The sequence below is a fragment of the Enterobacter cloacae complex sp. P40C2 genome, assembly GCF_014930695.1.
Taxonomy (GTDB): Bacteria; Pseudomonadota; Gammaproteobacteria; order Enterobacterales; family Enterobacteriaceae; genus Enterobacter; species Enterobacter pasteurii.
In genome coordinates this window covers 472700-491287 of sequence record NZ_JADBRP010000001.1, presented here as the reverse complement: position 1 = coordinate 491287, position 18588 = coordinate 472700, and the positions used below count along the sequence as shown (strand labels likewise).

The 18588-nt window shown below is 56.8% G+C and carries 17 protein-coding genes; 6 read left to right on the top strand and 11 right to left on the bottom strand.

What is annotated here, in order from left to right; genetic code table 11:
• Positions 1-61 precede the first annotated feature (61 nt).
• Positions 62-1090, top strand: a complete 1029-nt coding sequence (locus IM304_RS02295) for a Mal regulon transcriptional regulator MalI (protein WP_148418865.1) — start codon at positions 62-64, stop codon at positions 1088-1090.
• A 10-nt stretch (positions 1091-1100) separates the two neighbouring features.
• Here IM304_RS02295 and IM304_RS02290 read toward each other — a convergent pair whose 3' ends face one another.
• Positions 1101-1988, bottom strand: a complete 888-nt coding sequence (locus IM304_RS02290; protein ID WP_193356188.1) for a LysR family transcriptional regulator — start codon at positions 1986-1988, stop codon at positions 1101-1103.
• A gap of 108 nt (positions 1989-2096) precedes the next feature.
• Between IM304_RS02290 and IM304_RS02285 the strand changes: the two genes are divergently transcribed.
• Together IM304_RS02285 and IM304_RS02280 are read left to right on the top strand one after the other, a co-directional pair.
• A complete protein-coding gene (locus IM304_RS02285; protein WP_193356187.1) occupies positions 2097-3077 on the top strand; it encodes an MBL fold metallo-hydrolase in 981 nt (326 codons plus the stop codon).
• A 12-nt stretch (positions 3078-3089) separates the two neighbouring features.
• Positions 3090-3944, top strand: a complete 855-nt coding sequence (locus tag IM304_RS02280; RefSeq protein ID WP_193356186.1) for an alpha/beta fold hydrolase — start codon at positions 3090-3092, stop codon at positions 3942-3944.
• Between the two features lie 39 nt (positions 3945-3983).
• Here IM304_RS02280 and IM304_RS02275 read toward each other — a convergent pair whose 3' ends face one another.
• Both IM304_RS02275 and manA read right to left on the bottom strand, forming a co-directional pair.
• The gene (locus IM304_RS02275) at positions 3984-5510 is read right to left on the bottom strand and encodes a YdgA family protein (RefSeq protein ID WP_176610499.1); all 1527 of its coding nucleotides are present in this window, start codon (positions 5508-5510) and stop codon (positions 3984-3986) included.
• 99 nt (positions 5511-5609) lie between these two features.
• Positions 5610-6785, bottom strand: coding sequence for a mannose-6-phosphate isomerase (gene manA, locus IM304_RS02270; protein WP_193356185.1), 1176 nt, complete (start codon positions 6783-6785; stop codon positions 5610-5612).
• A gap of 199 nt (positions 6786-6984) precedes the next feature.
• On the opposite strand from manA, the gene fumA reads away from it, so the two are divergent.
• Complete coding sequence (gene fumA, locus IM304_RS02265) at positions 6985-8631, top strand: class I fumarate hydratase FumA (RefSeq protein ID WP_176610497.1); 1647 nt, start codon at positions 6985-6987, stop codon at positions 8629-8631.
• Between the two features lie 146 nt (positions 8632-8777).
• Positions 8778-10172, top strand: coding sequence for a class II fumarate hydratase (gene fumC / locus IM304_RS02260; RefSeq protein WP_193356184.1), 1395 nt, complete (start codon positions 8778-8780; stop codon positions 10170-10172).
• Here fumC and tus read toward each other — a convergent pair whose 3' ends face one another.
• The 5 genes from tus to rstA form a co-directional block, all read right to left on the bottom strand.
• On the bottom strand, positions 10173-11102 hold the full coding sequence (gene tus / locus IM304_RS02255; RefSeq protein ID WP_193356183.1) for a DNA replication terminus site-binding protein: 930 nt from the start codon (positions 11100-11102) through the stop codon (positions 10173-10175).
• Between the two features lie 74 nt (positions 11103-11176).
• Positions 11177-12475, bottom strand: a complete 1299-nt coding sequence (gene rstB, locus IM304_RS02250) for a two-component system sensor histidine kinase RstB (RefSeq protein WP_193356182.1) — start codon at positions 12473-12475, stop codon at positions 11177-11179.
• Between the two features lie 208 nt (positions 12476-12683).
• Complete coding sequence (iraM, locus tag IM304_RS02245) at positions 12684-13052, bottom strand: anti-adapter protein IraM (protein WP_148418846.1); 369 nt, start codon at positions 13050-13052, stop codon at positions 12684-12686.
• Between the two features lie 309 nt (positions 13053-13361).
• Positions 13362-13622: a hypothetical protein gene (locus tag IM304_RS02240; protein ID WP_193356181.1), complete on the bottom strand. Its 261-nt coding sequence runs from the start codon at positions 13620-13622 to the stop codon at positions 13362-13364.
• 335 nt (positions 13623-13957) lie between these two features.
• Positions 13958-14674, bottom strand: coding sequence for a two-component system response regulator RstA (gene rstA / locus IM304_RS02235; protein WP_193356180.1), 717 nt, complete (start codon positions 14672-14674; stop codon positions 13958-13960).
• 129 nt (positions 14675-14803) lie between these two features.
• Between rstA and IM304_RS02230 the strand changes: the two genes are divergently transcribed.
• Entirely contained in the window at positions 14804-15139 is a 336-nt protein-coding gene (locus tag IM304_RS02230; protein WP_032670034.1) for a GlpM family protein, read from the top strand.
• Here the strand turns inward: IM304_RS02230 and folM are convergent.
• The 3 genes from folM to ydgH form a co-directional block, all read right to left on the bottom strand.
• Entirely contained in the window at positions 15136-15858 is a 723-nt protein-coding gene (folM, locus tag IM304_RS02225; RefSeq protein WP_193356179.1) for a dihydromonapterin reductase, read from the bottom strand. The two genes, IM304_RS02230 and folM, sit on opposite strands and share 4 nt — an antisense overlap.
• A 39-nt stretch (positions 15859-15897) precedes the next feature.
• Positions 15898-17280, bottom strand: a complete 1383-nt coding sequence (locus tag IM304_RS02220; protein WP_193356178.1) for an amino acid permease — start codon at positions 17278-17280, stop codon at positions 15898-15900.
• 185 nt (positions 17281-17465) lie between these two features.
• Positions 17466-18410 carry a DUF1471 family protein YdgH gene (gene ydgH, locus IM304_RS02215; RefSeq protein WP_193356177.1) on the bottom strand — a complete coding sequence of 315 codons (945 nt, stop codon included), beginning with the start codon at positions 18408-18410 and terminating at the stop codon, positions 17466-17468.
• Positions 18411-18588: the final 178 nt, after the last annotated feature.

The window sequence follows — 18588 nt, the reverse complement described above, 5'->3', positions numbered from 1 at the left end:
TAAAGAGAACATATTGATAAAACGTTTTAGCGATCTCACTATCAGGGAGTCACGCCACCACATGGCTGTAGCGAAAAAGATCACCATTAACGATGTCGCGCTGGCGGCGGGGGTTTCCGTCAGCACCGTTTCGCTGGTGCTGAGCGGGAAGGGGCGCATCTCTCCCGCCACCGGCCAGCGCGTCAACGAGGCCGTTGAGCAACTGGGTTTTGTGCGTAATCGCCAGGCGTCGGCGCTGCGCGGCGGGCAGAGCGGGGTGATAGGGCTGATCGTTCGCGACCTGACGTCGCCGTTTTACGCCGAGCTGACCGCCGGGCTTACCGAAGCGCTCGAAGCGCAGGGGCGAATGGTCTTTCTCCTTCACGGTGGTCGGGAAGCGGAGCAGCTACTGTCCCGGCTGGACATGCTGCTGACGCAGGGGGTAGACGGCGTGATCGTCGCCGGGGCCTCCGGGGTGGGCAGCGAGCTGTGCGAGCGCGCCGCGCAGAAAGGCGTGCCGCTGGTGTTTGCCTCGCGCGCCAGCTATCTCGACGAAGCCGATACGCTTCGCCCGGACAACATGCAGGCCGCGCAAATGCTGACCGAGCATCTTATTCATCGCGGACATCAGCGCATCGCCTGGCTCGGCGGCAAAAGTTCGTCCCTGACGCGCGCCGAACGCGTAGGCGGATACTGCTCAACGCTTATCAAATACGGGCTTCCGTTCCACAGCGAATGGGTGGTGGAGTGCGAGTCCAGCCAGAAGAAGGCGGCGGAAGCGATCGCGACGTTGCTGCGCAGCAGCCCGACCATCAGCGCCGTCATTTGCTATAACGACGTGATTGCCATGGGGGCATGGTTTGGCTTAATTCGTGCCGGACGCCAGAGCGGCGAGGGCGGGGTTGAAACGTTCTTCGGCCATCAGGTGGCGCTGGGGGCGTTTGCCGACGTCGGGGAAAATGCGCTGGACGATCTTCCCATCGTCTGGGCGACGACCCCGGCCCGGGAGATGGGTTACACCCTGGCGGACAGGATCATGCAGCGGATTGAAAAGTCGGACGTGCAGGCCGGGCACCAGATTGTGGCGGCGCGGTTAGTGACGGTGAAGTAATTCCTGCCGCTTACGTCAGTGGATCCTGCGCCAGCCGCGCCTCCAGGGCTTCCACAAATTTTCTTACCTTAGCGGGGATCAGCCGGGACGTCGGGTAGACGGCCCACACGGCCAGCGCTTCCGGCCGCGCGTCCTTAAGAACGATCCGCTCAAGCTGGCCCGTGGCAAACGCGGGTTCAACGTACCAGCGGGACAAATTCGCGATCCCCATTCCCCCCAGGCACGCTTCAAAGATGGCCTCTATAGAGTTAGCCGAAAAACGTCCCGACACTTTTTGCCGGTGGCGGATATCGCCATGCTCGAATGACCAGTGCATTGTGTCTGAAGCGGTCAGGCAGCTGTGTTCAGCAAGATCGCCAAGCGTTTCAGGATAGCCGTTCGCCGCCAGGTACTCCGCGCTGGCGCACAGGTCGCGGGGGTTATCGCAAAGCCGGTGGGCTACCAGGCGGTTATCCTTCAGCGGCGCGATACGTAAGGCCACGTCCAGCCCATGGCTGACAATATCAATTTGTTCGTCAGTAGCCAGCAAATCGACCTGGAGGGCGGGGTGTTGGCGCATAAAGCCGGGGAGCATCGGGGCGATGATTTTGCGTCCAAACGCCGCAGAGGCGGTGATGCGAAGACGTCCGGCAAGGTGAGACCCATCGGGAAAAAGATCCGCCAGCGCGTTGGTTTTATCCTCCAGCAGGGCATGCGCGTGGGGCAAAAACACCTCGCCATCGCCGGTGGGCGAAAGGGAGCGCGTGGTGCGGTGAACCAGACGCACCCCCAGCTCCGCTTCAAGGGCATTCAGCGCGCGGGAAGCCGCCATGGCGCTCATTGACAGCCGACGGGCGGCACTGGCCAGGCTGCCTGCCCTGACTGCTTCAACAAATACTTCAACGTCTTCCAGCTTCATTATATCGATTCTCGTTATACTGGCGTATCAAATCATACATCTACACTATTAATCGTTATAGCGCCATAGTCATTTCACGTCCTGATAAACGCTACATTCGGAGTGAAAATGAAAAAGATAACAACGGCGCTGGCGCTCAGCGGTTTGATTTTTGTTGGTTCAGCGTGGGCGGATGCGCCTGCACAGATTCGCCAGCAGGTTCCGGGCTATTACCGTCTGGCAGTGGGGCACTATGAGGTTACGGCGCTGTTCGATGGCTACAACGATCTTTCGCCATCACTGCTGAAGGGAGTATCCGAGAATAATATTCGCACGCTGCTGGCGCAGCGCCGCATCGATGCCGAACGTATGCCGACGTCGTTTAACGCGTTTCTGATCAACACCGGTAAGCATTTGATCATGATTGACAGCGGGGCGGGCCATTGCGTGCCGCAGACCGCAGGCCAGCTGATCCCGAATATGGAGGCTTCCGGCTATCGCCCCGGGCAGATAGACGCCATTTTCCTCACCCACCTCCATCTCGATCACGTCTGCGGTCTGAGCGATGCCGCAGGGAAGGCGCTTTTCCCTAACGCTACGGTTTACGTCCCACAGGGTGAAGCTGACTACTGGCTCGATCCCGCTAAAGAGGCGAGCGCGCCTGCGAATGCAAAAGAATATTTCGCCATCGCGCAAAAAGGGTTGTCGTCTTATAGCGCCTCGGGGCGCCTTAAAACCTTCGTTCCGCCCGCGTCGCCGATCCCGGAGGTGCAAACCGACTATGCGCCGGGCCATACGCCGGGCAGCACCGTTTATCGTTTTACGTCTGAGGGGCAGGCGATCGACGTTATTGGCGATCTCATCCACGCCCCGGCGATCCAGTTTCCCCACCCCGACGTCTCGATTCGCTTTGATGTTGACGCGAAGAAAGCCGTCGCCTCCCGCACGCAGGAATTTAACGCCCTGGCAAAAAGCGGCGAATGGGTCGCTGCTGCGCACCTGCCTTTTCCTGGGGTGGGCCATATTACCGCCAGCGGTCAGGGCTTCAGCTGGAGCCCCGCCATCTATGGTCCCTATCAGCGCGCCGCGCACGTGCCGCTGCTGAAATAAGAGGTTAAACGCATGAAAAGTTACACCGTAACAGCTAACGGCATCCGCCAGTTTGTGGTTGAGGAAGGCGAAGGCGCGCCGGTGATCCTCCTGCACGGTTTTCCCGAAACGCATTACGCCTGGCGCTACCAGATGCCGGTTTTGTCCAGGCACTATCGCGTAATTGCACCCGATCTGCGCGGTTACGGGGAGACGGACAAACCCGCTTCGGGCTACGACAAACGCAATATGGCCCGGGATATCCGGGAGCTTATGCGCGCGCTGGGTCTGGAAAAAGTGGTGCTGGTGGGGCACGACCGGGGCGCCCGCGTCGGCACCCGGTTCGCTAAAGATTACCCTGAACAGGTCGATCGTCTGGTGGTGATGGACAACGTGCCAACGCGTATCGTCGCACGCGATCTTGATGCCTCGGTTGCCCGGGCGTACTGGTTCTTCCTGTTCCATCTGGTGCCCGATCTGCCGGAGGCCTTAATTGCAGGGCGCGAGCATATCTGGCTTCGTCATTTTTTCTCAGACTGGACGTACGATCCGTCGACGATTAGCGGTGAGGCCTTTGATACCTACGTTCGCGCGTATCAGGCACCGGGAGCGGTAAGGGGTGCGATGGCGGATTACCGCGCCAACGCCGAAGACGTGGCGCAGGATCTGGACGATGCCGATGTGAAAATTGCCTGCCCGGTTATGTCCTTGTGGGGTAATGATTTTCACGCAGTGGGTAAACTGTTCGATATGCGAAGCGTTTGGGCAGAAATGGCGGATGACCTCAGAGCGCATGCCATAGAAGAGTGTGGGCATCTGCCGCAGGAGGAACAGCCGGAGAAAGTGAACGCGCTGCTGATGGATTTCCTGGAGGGCTGGAAGGGATAAGCGGCCAAAAAAAGCCCCTCAATGAGGGGCTTGGGTCGATTACTGCTGCGGTACCGCCGGCGGCACTGCCGGGGCAGCCGGTTCCGGCATGCCCAGGGTCGGCATACCAAACATGCCGACAAAGTCTTCCAGCGGCATTTTGTCGCCGTTAAGCGTGACCTGCCCGTTGGCGTATTGCAGGCTGGTGGAGATAGTGTTGTCTTCCACCTTCGTGATGCGGAACATCTGGCCCATCGCCGCCAGGCCTTTCACCTGCTGGTTCGCCAGCTTGCCTGCATCATCCTCACCGTAACCCTCAAGCTTCGCGATCTGCGTCATGAACTCGGTCGCCATATCCATCGGGATGGTGAGCTTGCTGTCGAGCGACTTCACGCTGCGGTCAACTTCCTGTGCCAGCGTCTGCGGCTCACCGGTGGCGGCCGCCGGATCCTTCAGGAACAGGGACAGGTTAAGGTTGGTTTCGCCCTTCGCGTTTTTCCAGCTCAGCGGCGCTACGGTAATAACCGGTTCGCCTTTCAGCAGAACAGGCAGGTTATTAAACAGCACCGCCATGGCCTGCTGCTGGTAAGCCTGCGGGTTCTGCTGCAGCGCGGCATCGGTCAGCAGGGCCTGGCTCTCTTTGCTGTACTTCTGGCTAAACTCGTGCCACGCCTTGCCGTCAATATTGCCGATTTTGAGCGACAGTTTGCCGGTACCCAGATCCTGGTTCTGCACCTTCAGGCTTTTCAGGCCGTAATCCAGCTGGGTGTTGATGCTTTTACCGTCTTTGGAGACGTCGGACTTGCCGTCCAGCTCCATGCCTTCCAGCACGGCCATCTCTTTGCCTTCAATCGCAATGGCGATTTTGTCGAGGCTCAGCTTCTGGTCACCAATACGCTCGGCAAAATCGGTCATACGGCTGTTGCCGCTCGCTTTAAGGTTGTTAAAGGTGAGCTGGACCTTCTGGTTGTACTCATTGACTGAGTTAACCAGGCCGCTTTCCGCCTCGCCGGTCAGCGAGACGTTTTTGCCGTCACGATCGGCGTCAAGCTGGAAATTACCGCCGCTGAAGGCGACCTTGTCGGTGCCTTGTTCGTAATTCAGCGCTTTCAGGTCGATATCAGAGCGCGTGTCGCCGGCATAGCTGATGCGGGTATTAATCTCAAACGGAGATTCATTTTTCGCCATGTCGAAAAGCGGCTTCGTCACGTCGTTATTCACCAGCACGGTTCGGGCCGACGCCATGGATGGGATCAGGTTAAACTTTTTCAACTGCGCCAGCGGGAACGGACCGTGGCTGACCACTTCATCCAGCACGACGCTCTGGCCCGGCTTCAGCCAGGCATTCTGATTCCCCGCCACCGGCTTCACCACCACCTGCATATGGCTGGTAAACACGCCACGCTGGTAGTTCTGGTAGCTCAGCTCCAGGCCTGCTTCAGGCGCGCTGCGCTTAATCTCGCTGTTTGCCTGCGCCATCATCTCTGCCAGACGGCTTTCCAGCTGTTTCCCGGTATACCAGGAAGCACCTGTCCAGATCGCGCCTAAAGCAACAATCACTCCTACCGCTACGACCGATTTTTTCATTGCGATTATCCCTAAAATGAAACCAGGCGGTGAAAACCGCCTGGTGTTACAACGCCTGTTACTAGCTTAGCAAGAGTTGTTAAAAAATTCAGTAAGTCCCTAAAGCTTATTAAAAACGCGCGCCAGGCGGCCGCTGCCGCTCACCGAGACAGGCGACTCGTTTGCCGGAACAAAGGCGGATTCGCCCGGCCTGAGCACCAGGCGCTGGTCGTCTTTGCGCAGCGTCGCTTCGCCATCCACGCAGAACAGGATCGCCGCGCTATCCTGCGCAACGGTAGCTTCGGCTGCGCTGAGGTCATGCAGGGCGAAGGCAAAATCGTCTACCGGGATAGGGAAATCCAGCTCTGCGCCATTTTTTACCGGCTGAGTAAGCAGCTCACCAGCAGGTTTAGCCTCGAACTTCACGTTGGCAACCAGCTCAGGGATGTCGATGTATTTTGGCGTCAGGCCCGCGCGCAGCACGTTATCGGAGTTGGCCATCACCTCCAGCGCCACGCCGTTTAGGTAGGCGTGCGGCGTTTCGGCGAACAGGAACATCGCTTCGCCCGGATTGAGCTTCACCACGTTCAGCAGCAGCGGAGAAAACAGGCCGCTGTCGTCCGGGTAAAACTCCGAAATCACGCGAATGGTGTCCCACGGTTCTCCCTGCTGGCCTCTGAGGGCCGCTTTCAGCACCGCCAGCGCGTGGGATTTTTCCTCTCCCTGCATGCTGAGCAGGCTGGCAAATAATTCGCTCAGCGCGTATGCGTCCGGGTTTTCCAGGAAATGGGCGATAGCCTTGCTGGCCCCGGCGACCGGCTGCAGCAGGGAGACGATCTCGGAAAACTCACGAAACGCGTTCATCGCCAGGAAAGGGGTAAGGGCAAACACCAGTTCGGGCTTGTGGTTGGGATCTTTGTAGTTACGCTCTGCAGCGTCCAGCGGAATACCGGCGGCATTTTCTTTGGCAAAGCCGATTTCGGATGCTTTTTTGTTCGGGTGAACCTGAATGGAGAGCGGCTGGTCGGCGCACAGCACCTTAAACAGGAACGGCAGCTCGCCAAAGCGGTTCGCCACCTTACTGCCGAGCAGCGCGGTTTTGTCGGCATCGATCACCTCGCGCAGGCTGCGGGCCTGGCCGCTGGCATCTTCAATTTTTGAGCTGCTCTTCGGGTGCGCGCCCATCCACAGTTCTGCCATCGGCAGGTTGTTTGGGTTCGCGATACCGTAGAGATCCGTTAACGCAGTTTTACTTCCCCAGGCATAGTTTTGCACCGAGTTGATGAGTTTTTGCATTATCAAGCCCTGATTCAAATGTGGAATTAACTGCGCGTATTAAAGCAATAAACCGAATGGAAGTAACCTGCGGATGTAAAAAGTCGTACTAGTCTCAGTTTTTGTTAAAAAATTGTGTAGGATAAGCTGACTCGCTTTTAAGCCGGGCAGCGGAACATCTGCCCTGAATAAACAGACCGAAGCAGTAAGTGAGAGAACAATGTCGAATAAACCCTTCCATTATCAGGATCCTTTCCCCCTCAGCGAGGATCGGACCGAGTATTATCTGTTAACCCGCGATTACGTTTCTGTCTCTGAGTTTGAAGGGCAGGAGATCCTCAAAGTTGACCCGCAGGCCCTGACGCTGATGGCGCAGCAGGCCTTCCACGATGCGTCCTTTATGCTTCGTCCGGCGCATCAGCAGCAGGTTGCCGATATCCTGAGCGATCCGCAGGCCAGCGAGAACGACAAATACGTCGCGCTGCAGTTCCTGCGTAACTCGGATATCGCGGCGAAGGGCATTCTGCCAACCTGTCAGGATACCGGCACGGCGATTATCACCGGCAAGAAGGGCCAGCGCGTCTGGACCGGCGGCGGTGACGAAGCGGCGCTGGCGCACGGCGTCTACAACACCTACACCGAAGACAACCTGCGCTATTCGCAAAACGCGGCGCTGGACATGTACAAAGAGGTCAACACCGGTACCAACCTGCCGGCGCAGATTGACCTCTACAGCGTCGACGGCGATGAGTATAAATTCCTCTGCATCGCCAAAGGCGGCGGTTCAGCCAACAAAACCTATCTTTACCAGGAAACCAAAGCGCTGCTCACCCCGGGCAAGCTGAAGAACTACCTGGTTGAGAAGATGCGCACTCTCGGCACGGCCGCCTGCCCGCCGTACCATATTGCGTTTGTGATTGGCGGCACGTCCGCGGAAAGCACCCTGAAAACCGTCAAGCTGGCCTCAACCAAATACTACGACGGCCTGCCAACCGAAGGTAACGAACACGGCCAGGCGTTCCGCGACGTGCAGCTTGAGCAGGAACTGCTGACCGAAGCGCAGAATCTGGGGCTTGGCGCGCAGTTTGGTGGCAAATACTTCGCGCACGACATTCGCGTGATCCGTCTGCCGCGCCACGGCGCGTCCTGTCCGGTCGGGATGGGCGTCTCGTGCTCTGCGGATCGTAACATCAAGGCCAAGATCAACCGCGACGGCATCTGGATCGAAAAGCTGGAAAACAACCCGGGCAAGTATATTCCGGAAGCGCTGCGCAAAGCGGGTGAGGGTGAAGCGGTACGCGTTGACCTGAACCGCCCGATGAAGGAGATCCTGGCGCAGCTGTCGCAGTACCCGGTCTCAACGCGCCTTTCCCTGAACGGGACCATCATCGTGGGCCGCGACATCGCTCATGCGAAGCTGAAAGAGCGCCTGGACAACGGTGAAGGGTTGCCGCAGTACATTAAAGATCACCCAATCTATTACGCGGGCCCGGCGAAAACGCCAGAAGGGTATGCCTCCGGCTCGTTGGGGCCAACCACGGCGGGCCGTATGGACTCGTACGTTGACCAGCTGCAGGCCAACGGCGGCAGCATGATCATGCTGGCGAAGGGCAACCGCAGCCAGCAGGTAACGGACGCGTGCCACAAGCACGGTGGTTTCTACCTCGGCAGCATCGGCGGCCCGGCAGCGGTGCTGGCGCAGGGCAGCATCAAGAGCCTGGAATGCGTGGAATACCCGGAACTGGGCATGGAGGCTATCTGGAAAATTGAAGTGGAAGATTTCCCGGCGTTTATCCTGGTGGATGACAAAGGAAACGACTTCTTCAAACAGATCCAGTCATCCCAGTGTTCGGCGTGTGTGAAGTAACCTGAAAAAAGCCGGGTGGCGGCTAAGCGTCAGCGCCACCCGACATAGCAAAGAGCGCACAAAGCGCCATATCGTTTCTCAGAAGTCATCAATACTTATCCCTTAAGCATGTGAGCAATCCCGACAGCGTTATCAAGGAGAAAGTAATGACAACGGTACGCCATGAGAAAGACTCTATGGGCGCAATCGAGGTTCCGGCCGACAGGCTATGGGGCGCGCAAACCCAGCGTTCGCTGGAGCATTTCCGCATTTCAACCGAGAAGATGCCCGTCTCGCTAATTCAGGCGCTGGCGCTCACCAAACGCGCCGCTGCCAAAGTGAACCAGGATCTGGGCCTGCTGGACGCCGAAAAAGCCACGGCCATCATCCGCGCCGCCGACGAAGTGCTGGCGGGTAAACACCCCGACGAATTCCCGCTTGCCGTCTGGCAGACCGGTTCCGGCACCCAGAGCAACATGAACATGAACGAAGTGCTGGCGAACCGGGCAAGCGAGCTGCTGGGCGGCGTGCGCGGCATGGAGCGCAAGGTACACCCGAACGATGACGTCAACAAAAGTCAGAGCTCTAACGACGTGTTCCCGACAGCGATGCACGTGGCGGCGGTTATCGCCATCCGCGAACAGCTCATCCCGCAGCTCAACGTCCTGAAATCCACGCTTAACGAAAAAGCGCAGGCCTTCCGCGATATCGTTAAAATCGGCCGTACGCACCTGCAGGACGCCACTCCCCTGACGCTCGGCCAGGAGATTTCCGGCTGGGTGGCGATGCTGGAGCATAATCTTAAGCATATCGATGGTAGCCTGCCGCATCTGGCGGAGCTGGCGCTCGGCGGGACGGCGGTCGGTACCGGGTTAAACACCCATCCCGAATACGCGGCGCGCGTGGCGGACGAGCTGGCGAAGATCGCCGGGCAGCCGTTCGTAACCGCGCCTAACAAGTTTGAAGCGCTGGCAACCTGTGACGCGCTGGTCCACGCCCACGGTGCGCTGAAAGGGCTGGCCGCCTCGCTGATGAAAATTGCCAACGACGTGCGCTGGCTGGCCTCCGGCCCGCGCTGCGGCATCGGCGAAATCAGCATCCCGGAAAACGAGCCGGGCAGCTCCATCATGCCGGGGAAGGTTAACCCGACCCAGTGCGAAGCCATGACCATGCTCTGCTGTCAGGTGATGGGTAACGACGTGGCGGTTAACATGGGCGGCGCGTCCGGTAACTTCGAGCTTAACGTCTATCGTCCGATGGTGATCCACAACGTACTGCAATCGATCCGTCTGCTGGCAGACGGCATGGAAAGCTTTAACGAGCACTGTGCGGTGGGCATTGAGCCAAATCGCGAGCGGATCGGCCAGCTGCTGAATGAGTCCCTGATGCTGGTAACGGCGCTGAACACCCACATCGGCTACGACAAAGCGGCCGAAATTGCCAAAAAAGCGCACAAGGAGGGGCTGACGCTAAAAGCCTCGGCGCTGGCGCTGGGCTACCTGACGGACGCCGAGTTTGACGCCTGGGTCCGTCCGGAAGCGATGGTCGGCAGCCAGACGTAATCATCCCGCCACGTACAGGTGCAGCCGCGGAATAATCAGCTTAAGCGGCTGCGCCTGGGGCTTATAGCGATGCTGTACGTTTTCGGCATCGTAGTTAAGCAGCTCCCCGATGTCCGGCACCACCGCACCACGATCGGCGTCGTAAAGCGCTATCAGCGGCGTCGGGCAGGCATACTGCACCTGCTTTTGCTGCCCCGCATACCAGACGCGGGCGATAGGCTGTACCTTTACGGGACGCTTTATCTTCAGACGAGCATCGGCCGGCAGGGAGGCAATGCTGTGGTACTCCTGCTCCAGCCGCTCAATCCACTGTTCCCGCGACCACGGGGCGACCGTACGCGGCGCCTTCAGGCTTTTCTCCAGCTGCGCCAGGATCTCATCGCGCGTGAAATTTTTAATGATGTGCTTATTCGCCCAGCCGAAGCGCAGCGTGGCGGGGTGGTTCAGCACCGTCAGCGTGCGGTAGGCGTTCAGGGTTATCAGCCCGGGAAGCTGACGATGCACCCACTCAAAACGGGCAGCCGGTGCCAGCCCGGATTCAACGGTCACGATCTTCTCGAAGGCGGCCTTCAGCGCATTAATATGCGCAATTCTGGCCTCCAGCGCTTCACGCGACTTGGTGTCCGTCTGCAGACAGACAACGCCGGGCAGGCGCACGGCGGCCTTGCTGCTGCGGTTTTCGGACTGCTGCTGGATGAACAGGCGGCGATAGTGCTGCAACGTCAGCTCAAGCGCCGCGCTGCCGATATGCTGCGTCACCTCAATGGTGTCCAGCGGATCGTGTTCCGCCCCTTTCGCCACCTCGGGCAGGGAGAAGACGCGCGCGGCCAGCAGGCGACAGCCCTGTAATTCTGTCGTCAGGGTGAGTAATTCCTGTTCTATTTCCCGAAACGTGGCGTTCAGCCTTTCGATGAGGTCGTAAGTTGCCATAGCAGCCCCTAATTAGTTACAACATACTGATGGTATAGCACAGCACGCCGGGTCAGGCCAGCGTGCGGTGAAGGTCAGGCAGGAACGGGAAGGGGAATGTTGTGGTAGATCGGCCAGCTAAAGACGAAGCGGGCGCCGCCCAGTTCGCTCTCTTCACAACGGACCGAGCCGCCCATCGCCTGGGCAATGGAACGGACAATGGCCAGCCCCAGACCGCAGCCGCCGGTGGCGCGGTCGCGGCTGGGATCGAGGCGCACAAACGGCTCGAAAACCTTTTCCCGTTCTGAAGGCTCAATGCCGGGCCCGTCGTCTTCCACGGACAGGTTCGCCTGGCTTCCCTGTAAATCTAAGCGGATACGCAGCGTGGTTTCGCTGTACCGCATGGCGTTATTCATCAGATTATCCAGCACGCGCTCCATCAGGCGCATGTCCAGCGCGCCGTAATCGCCGGGTTTAATGACCGTCAGCAGCCTGCGCTGTGGGTTTACGCTCTGCACATCATTGATATGTGTCTGTAACCAGGCGGGGAGATCCGGGGTGCTGAGGTGCAGCTCGTTCTGCGGCCGGTCGAGGCGGGCATAGGTCAGCAGCTCTTCAATGAGCGCTTCAAGCTGGCCGATATCCCGGTTGAGCGCCTGCGATTCAGCACTGGTCAGATTCTCGCTCATCTCCAGACGATAGCGCAGACGCACCAGCGGCGTACGTAGCTCGTGAGCGATGCCGTCGATCAGCTGCTTCTTGCTGGCTATCAGGGCGTTGATATTATCGGCCATCTGGTTAAAGGCGATGCCGAGACGCTCAAAGCCGGATCCGCTGTCAAAGTGAATACGTTCGGTAAGATGACCCTCCCCGAAACGCTGCGCGGCGGATTCCAGCTTCAGCATGTCCTGCCAGTGCGGCCGCATCCAGATGAAAACCGGGAGCGCGAGCGAGATGGCAATGAAGGCGAGCAGGGCGAGATCCAGCAGGCGCATCTGGTGCAGATAATAGAGATAGGGCACGGGGCCGACGGCCAGAACGTAATGGCTACGCGGGATTCGCTGTATAAAAGTATACTTTTCGTCCAGCGCCACGATGTCTCCGTCCCGCAGGCGCTGCATTGCTGGCGGCTCCAGATCGAAATCCTTCATGGGCTCAATGCGCAGATCAAACGACAGGTTGAAGTCCAGCTCTTTCATCGTGCGCGCCCAGTCGTGCGGGGGTATTTCACGCAGCTCGCTGCGCATCAGGTAGAGCGAGCTTTTCATCAGGTCGTCAAGGGACTGCCTGCCCGCGCGCTCGGCAGTGAACTTATAAACCAGCCCGACCAGCATGGTCATCACCAGGAAGCAGACAAACAGCAGAAGATAAAACTGTACAAACAGCTTTTTCATTAATAACCACCAGCACACTACGCGGAAAGTATTTCAGCGTTCACACCCCAACAGTATTGCTATGAAAGCAGGGTTTAACCGTGCTGACAACACCGTAACGGCTCATCGTTGACTTCATTTACAGGATGACGCCATAAAGGAAAAGCCCTGACTCATTAGAATTTCTCATTGAATCAGAGCGTTGTAATCGCAGTGAGAAGTTACGGATTTAATGATTACGCCGTAAGCCTATTATTAGTGGATTGGTGGTAAAACCGTGAGGGCATTTGCGCGCGTTACAGTGTATTGAATATGCACAGTCTTCAGTTTCATTATCTTTATTAAAAGGGCAGGACATTTTATTTTTTATCTCGTTCCATAATGCCTCCCGGTACGGCGAAACGTTATAAAGTGATATCGGACTAAATTCCCCGTTAATGAAAATGCCATTTTTTGTTGGATGAATTCTGTCGCCCGGCACTAAATAAATATCACTTTCGTACCATATAATCAGCCTTATTAATTTCATACCAACTATGCATGAGTAAACAATGCCTGTGTTTGGGCAGATCACAGAACTTAACACTCGCCATGCCATTACGGGTTCCTCAGATTAGGATTATAAGCCTGTAATTTTGTTTAGCACGGGATTTCAATTTGATCAATCTTGTAACCTATTGATATTGATCGTTATTTTTATTATGTTTGGATAATTCCTTTTATTTCAAGGAGGTAATCCTTATCAGCCTAAGGGTTTTTTTTGAGTTTTTTTTTATGAACGATGATTTATCGGTTAAATTTTGATCTGGATTGGGGTTTAACAATAGTGAAGAATGTTGAAGAACTATCCGTATGCATCATTGCCATTACGCCGGAGAACATACCGTAATGGCAAGGCTCAAAATATTTAAATTGCGTCTCCGGGACGTTTCAGTTTGGCTATCAGGTTTTCCGTAACGGACAGGCCTTCTGCGATATTCTCATCTATAACAGAAATACCAAATTCGTTGATTAATTCAAGGAGCGCTTCGTAGGTCTGGATCAGTTTCAGAAGATTAAAGATGGCTTTTTGGTCGTGCGGCGTGGGTAGCGGATGGTGAGTCGCTGCCTGATGAACAATCCATTCAAGATTGGTTTTGATGCTATCTACATCATCGTAGCTATACATATTTCATGGGCTTAAATCCTCATTTCAAGATTTTTTTGAGAAGAATGGCTTTCAACGTCGCTGTAAGAAGCGTTGCACTACATTAGAAGCACTGATGATTGAGTAGAGATAGGGCGATCTGCAGTAGCGGCTCCTGGACGATTACGCTACAACTGGCATGACCCGTGAAGAATGGCGCGAGGCGCGTAGGTCAATTATGAGCCTTCTTGCCGCGATAGCAAGAAAACTCTTACATAAAATTCGCTTAGTGGGGAATAAGGCCGAGCGATACCCGGCTTTCGAACGAAACGGGAAGCCGGGGCAGCACAACGTGCTTTTTCATCAGCGGATGTAGATCAGGTTTCCCACGCGTGCGGAGCAAACAGGTAGCCCTTGTTACGCACGGTTTTAATGCGGTAGGGCTCGGTGGCGCTGTCCTGCAGCTTTTTTCGCAGGCGAGAAATCGCCACGTCCACGCTGCGATCCATGCCGTCGTAGCTTACGCCGCGCAGGTTTTTCAGCAGCGCATCACGATCCATGATTTGCCCGGCGTGGGTTGCCAGTTCCCACAGCAGGTCAAAATCTGCCGTCGAGAGCGAAATCTGCTCCCCGGCGAGCATAACCTGACGGTTGACGGGATCGATAGACAGCGTGCCGAACCGCATCGCTTTATGCGGCGTTAACGAGCCAGCGGGCGCGTCACGCTCGGCGCCGGCACGCTGGCGAAGATGAAGGCGCAGGCGGGCCAGCAGGACCGCCGGAGGCGTGGTTTTGAGTATGTAGTCATTGGCGCCCATCTCAAGCGACAGAATATGGTTCATATCGCTGTCGAGTGAGGTCAGCAGCACGATTGGCCCGTCCCACTTCGCCCGCAGATCGCGGCAGAGCGTCATGCCATCTTTACCGGGCAGCATGATGTCCAGCAGCACCAGATCCGGGTTTTCGCGGGTGACGACGTCCTCTGCGCGGTCGCCGCGAGGCTCAACAATCACGTCCATATCATGTTTACCCAGGTAAGCGGCGATTAATTGCCCCACTTCTGGTTCATCTTCTACATAAACAATCTTATTCATACTGCGTCTGTTATCGCGAAAAATGCCAACATACACCGCACAACATTAACCTTCCATTAATCTTTCTCAATTAGCCAGAGTTCCGTTATTCTGCGTAACATTGTTATTTGATTGTTAAAGGGAAAAAGCATGGGGCTGGTGATAAAAGCCGCGCTTGGCGCGCTGGTGGTGCTGCTGATTGGTGTGCTGGCTAAAACCAAAAATTACTACATTGCCGGGCTGATTCCGCTTTTCCCGACCTTTGCGCTGATCGCCCACTATATTGTGGCCTCCGAGCGGGGTATTGAGGCGCTGCGCGCCACCATCGTCTTCGGGATGTGGTCGATTATTCCGTATTTTATCTATCTGCTGTCGTTGTGGTACTTCACCGGCTTTCTGCGTCTGCCCCTGGCGCTGGGCGGAGCGGTGGTCTGCTGGAGCCTCAGCGCCTGGGTGCTGATCTTCTTCTGGAGCCGCTTTCACTAGCGCAGCGGACGGCCTCCGTCCACGGCAAAGGTTCGGCCGGTGACGTAACAGCTGGTCAGCAGATAGTCGATCAGGTCGATAATCTCTTTCTCGCCGGGCGCAATTTTCATTAACGACTTGTTGAGCGCCTGCTGACGATATTCCGCGTCGTCGCCCTCGTTGAACAAAATCATTGCCGGCGCAATTGCGTTGACCTTTACCTCGGGCGCCAGCCTGCGTGCAAACGATCGCGTCATGTTATCCAGGGCAGCTTTGCTGGCCGCGTAGGCGATGTGCTTGTCGCTTCCTCGCTCCACCACGTAATCGGTGAAGTGGATGATGTCGCCCGCGGCATGGCCGTGCCCGCGCAGCAGATCCTGCAGGGCATGGTTGAGCAAGTAGGGGGCATTAACGTGGATTTGCATCATGCAGGCGAGCGTTTCGCTGAGCGAGTGGCCTGCTTTTTCAGGAAGCCAGGTGCTGGCGTTATGAATAACCGCCCTCAGCCCGCTGGTGGTCGATTTCACTGCTTCCGCAAAGGCGAGGATGCCCTCATCCGTCGAAAAATCCGCCTGAATGCATACGGCTCCGGCGTTTCTCAGCCCTTCAATCGAGGGATATTCCGTGCGGTAACTGACAATGACCGGATGGCGAAGATTGAGGAAGTGATGGGCGAGGGCGAGGCCGATGCGGCGGCCTGCGCCAGTGATTAGTATTGGGCGTTGCTGCGTATGTCCCATCGTATTCTCCTTTTCAGTTCAACAATGGGACAGGCGGCGCTATCCCATTAACATCCACGTTGCCGGTACGGCAGCGACTAACAGCATACCTATCAACACCATTTCGCGGCGCTGAAGGGCATTCTCCAGCTGATGCGTGCGGCGAGCATAGATGAACACCAGCAGGCCTGGCGCGTACAGCACCACGGACAGCAGCAGATGCATCGGCCCGGAAGCATACAACAACCATAACCCGTAAATACAGGCGCCGACGCCCACCGCATAGTGTGCCGGACGGGTCGCAATTTTTAACAGATATGCGCCCACTAAGAAATAGGGTACCAGAATCATCTCGGAGGCGATGGTCAGCAGCGTGTTATAGTCTGAACCTGTGAGCCAGATCAGCACCAGACAGACCTGTACGCTGATGTTGGTGAGCCACAGCGAGGCGGAAGGCGCGCTGTTTTTATTCTGACGCGCAAACAGTCGCGGGAACGCCTTGTGGGTGGCGGCCAGGAACGGGACTTCCGCGGCCATAATGGTCCAGCTCAGGTACGCTCCGCAGACGGAGACAATCAGACCCGCCGCGATAATTACGTCGCCCCACGGGCCCATCATTTTCACCATCAGCCCGGCCATCGACGGGTTGCGCATTTCAGCCAGCTCAGGGCGTGCCACCACGCCGAGCGACAGCAGCGTCACCAGCAGATAAACGCCCAGCGCCGCCAGCACGGCCAGCAGCGTGGCGCGTCCCACGTCGCGCTTGTTACGCGCTCGCGCGGAGACCACGACGGCACCTTCTACGCCGATGAACACCCACAGGGTGATCAGCATGGTATTTTTTACCTGCTCCCAGACGGGAACCCCCAGCGCAAGCCCGCTGAAGTCGAGGTTAAACACGTCCAGTCGGAAGGCCAGAAAGGCCAGCACGACGAACAGGCCAAGCGGCACCAGCTTGGCCAGCGTCGCCACCAGGTTGATGCTGGCAGCGGTCTGGACGCCGCGTAAAATCAGCCAGTGAACGATCCACAGCAGTACCGAGGCGCCGACGATGGACTGCCACGTATTGCCGTCGCCAAACAGGCGCAGCTCGGGCGTATCGGTAAAGAAACTGAGCGCCGAGAAGACAATAACCAGATAGGAGACGTTGGCGATCACCGCGCACAGCCAGTAACCCCAGGCGGAGCAGAAGCCAATCAGCTCGCCGAAGCCTTCGCGCGCGTAGGTGAATATGCCGCCGTCCAGATCCGGTCGGATGCGGGTCAGCAGCAGCATGGCGAACGCCAGCAGCAAAATTCCGGCACCGGTTATGCCCCAGCCGATCAGCAGCGCGGCAGGGCTGGCTACGGCCGCCATATTCTGCGGCAAACTGAATACGCCCGCGCCCAGCATTGAGCTCAATACGAGTGCAGTTAAAGCACTCAGGCCAAGTTTCTTTTCCATTGGCTTCCTGTTATGAAACGTCCAAACCCAGAATAATTATTTCGCTAAGGCGCATAAAAATGGTGGATCACACTAAGGCGCGGGATTTTACGGAGTGTCACGGATGCATGCAATGACGTGTGGCAGAAATCAGAAAAAAAGTAACAAAAAAGGCGGCACGGTGCCGCCTTTGTGAAACCGTTTTGTTACTTATACAGATCGGCGCTGATGGTCATGTTGTTACCACGCTCCTGCCACTGGCGGGTAATGTGATAGTACTTCGCGCCTTTCTTCGCAGCGCGCTTCGCCACCTGATAGGAGATCTCGGTCATGTTGCCGTAGTTGCCGGTAAACTTGATGCTGTCGAACGGAACCATCTGCGCAGCAGTGGCTTTGTTCAGCTCTTCAATTTTAGTGCCGTCCGGTAACGTGACGGTGTAACGGCCACCCTTCGTGGATTGTGTCTCAAAGAAACGACCCACCTCAGCGCTTGGTGCAGCAGAGGTTGCTACGCCCGGAATTTCAACTTTCTTCGCTTCTTCACCGCCCTTCGCTAACGCCGCACGTCCGGCTTCAGAATTCGCAGGAATGGCATCCGGGCTTTGTACTACGCGCTTTTTCGCATCCTGCTTATAGATGAACGCGGTAATGCGCTGGTTGCCGCCCTGGTTGGCATCAACCTGGCGCACGATATAGAAAGCGTAAGCGCCTTTTTCACGCGCGGCTTTGGTGATGACATCGTTAACTTCTGGCTGGCTGCGGTAGAAGCCCTGAACGGTGACGGTGTCGTACGGTTCCAGCTGAACGGCCTGATCTTTCGGCAGCTCAACGATGCCGTTAATCACGCGGTTTTTCTGCTCATCTGCCTTAGGGGCGTTATCTTTGTACAGCGCAATGGTCACGCGCTGGTTGCCGCTGTTGCCCTGATCGGATTGATCGAGCACGTAAAACGCAGCCGCGCCTTTTTTATCGGCGGCTTTAGAAGCGGCGGCAACGCCGTCGCCGATGGAGTTAAAGCGGCCCACAATGACCGTCTGGTCAAAAGGTTTTAACGCTGCCGCTTGCTCCGGCGTTAACTCCGTCGCGGCATTCGCGGACAGGGCGGTCGCGGAAAGAAGTGCGGACGCCAGGAGTGTGTTCTTAAGCTTCATAAAAATAATCCTTCGCCTTGCGCAAACCATGTACTGGTATTGTTGTTAATTTGAGACGGTCCCGATTATGGCATTGAACACCCGTCGCTGTCTGCGCCATTTTTCACAGCCTGTGCTCACCGAAGCGCCTGATTCGATAACATTTAGTGATATGTGGAAAAAACAGGCGTTTGACAAG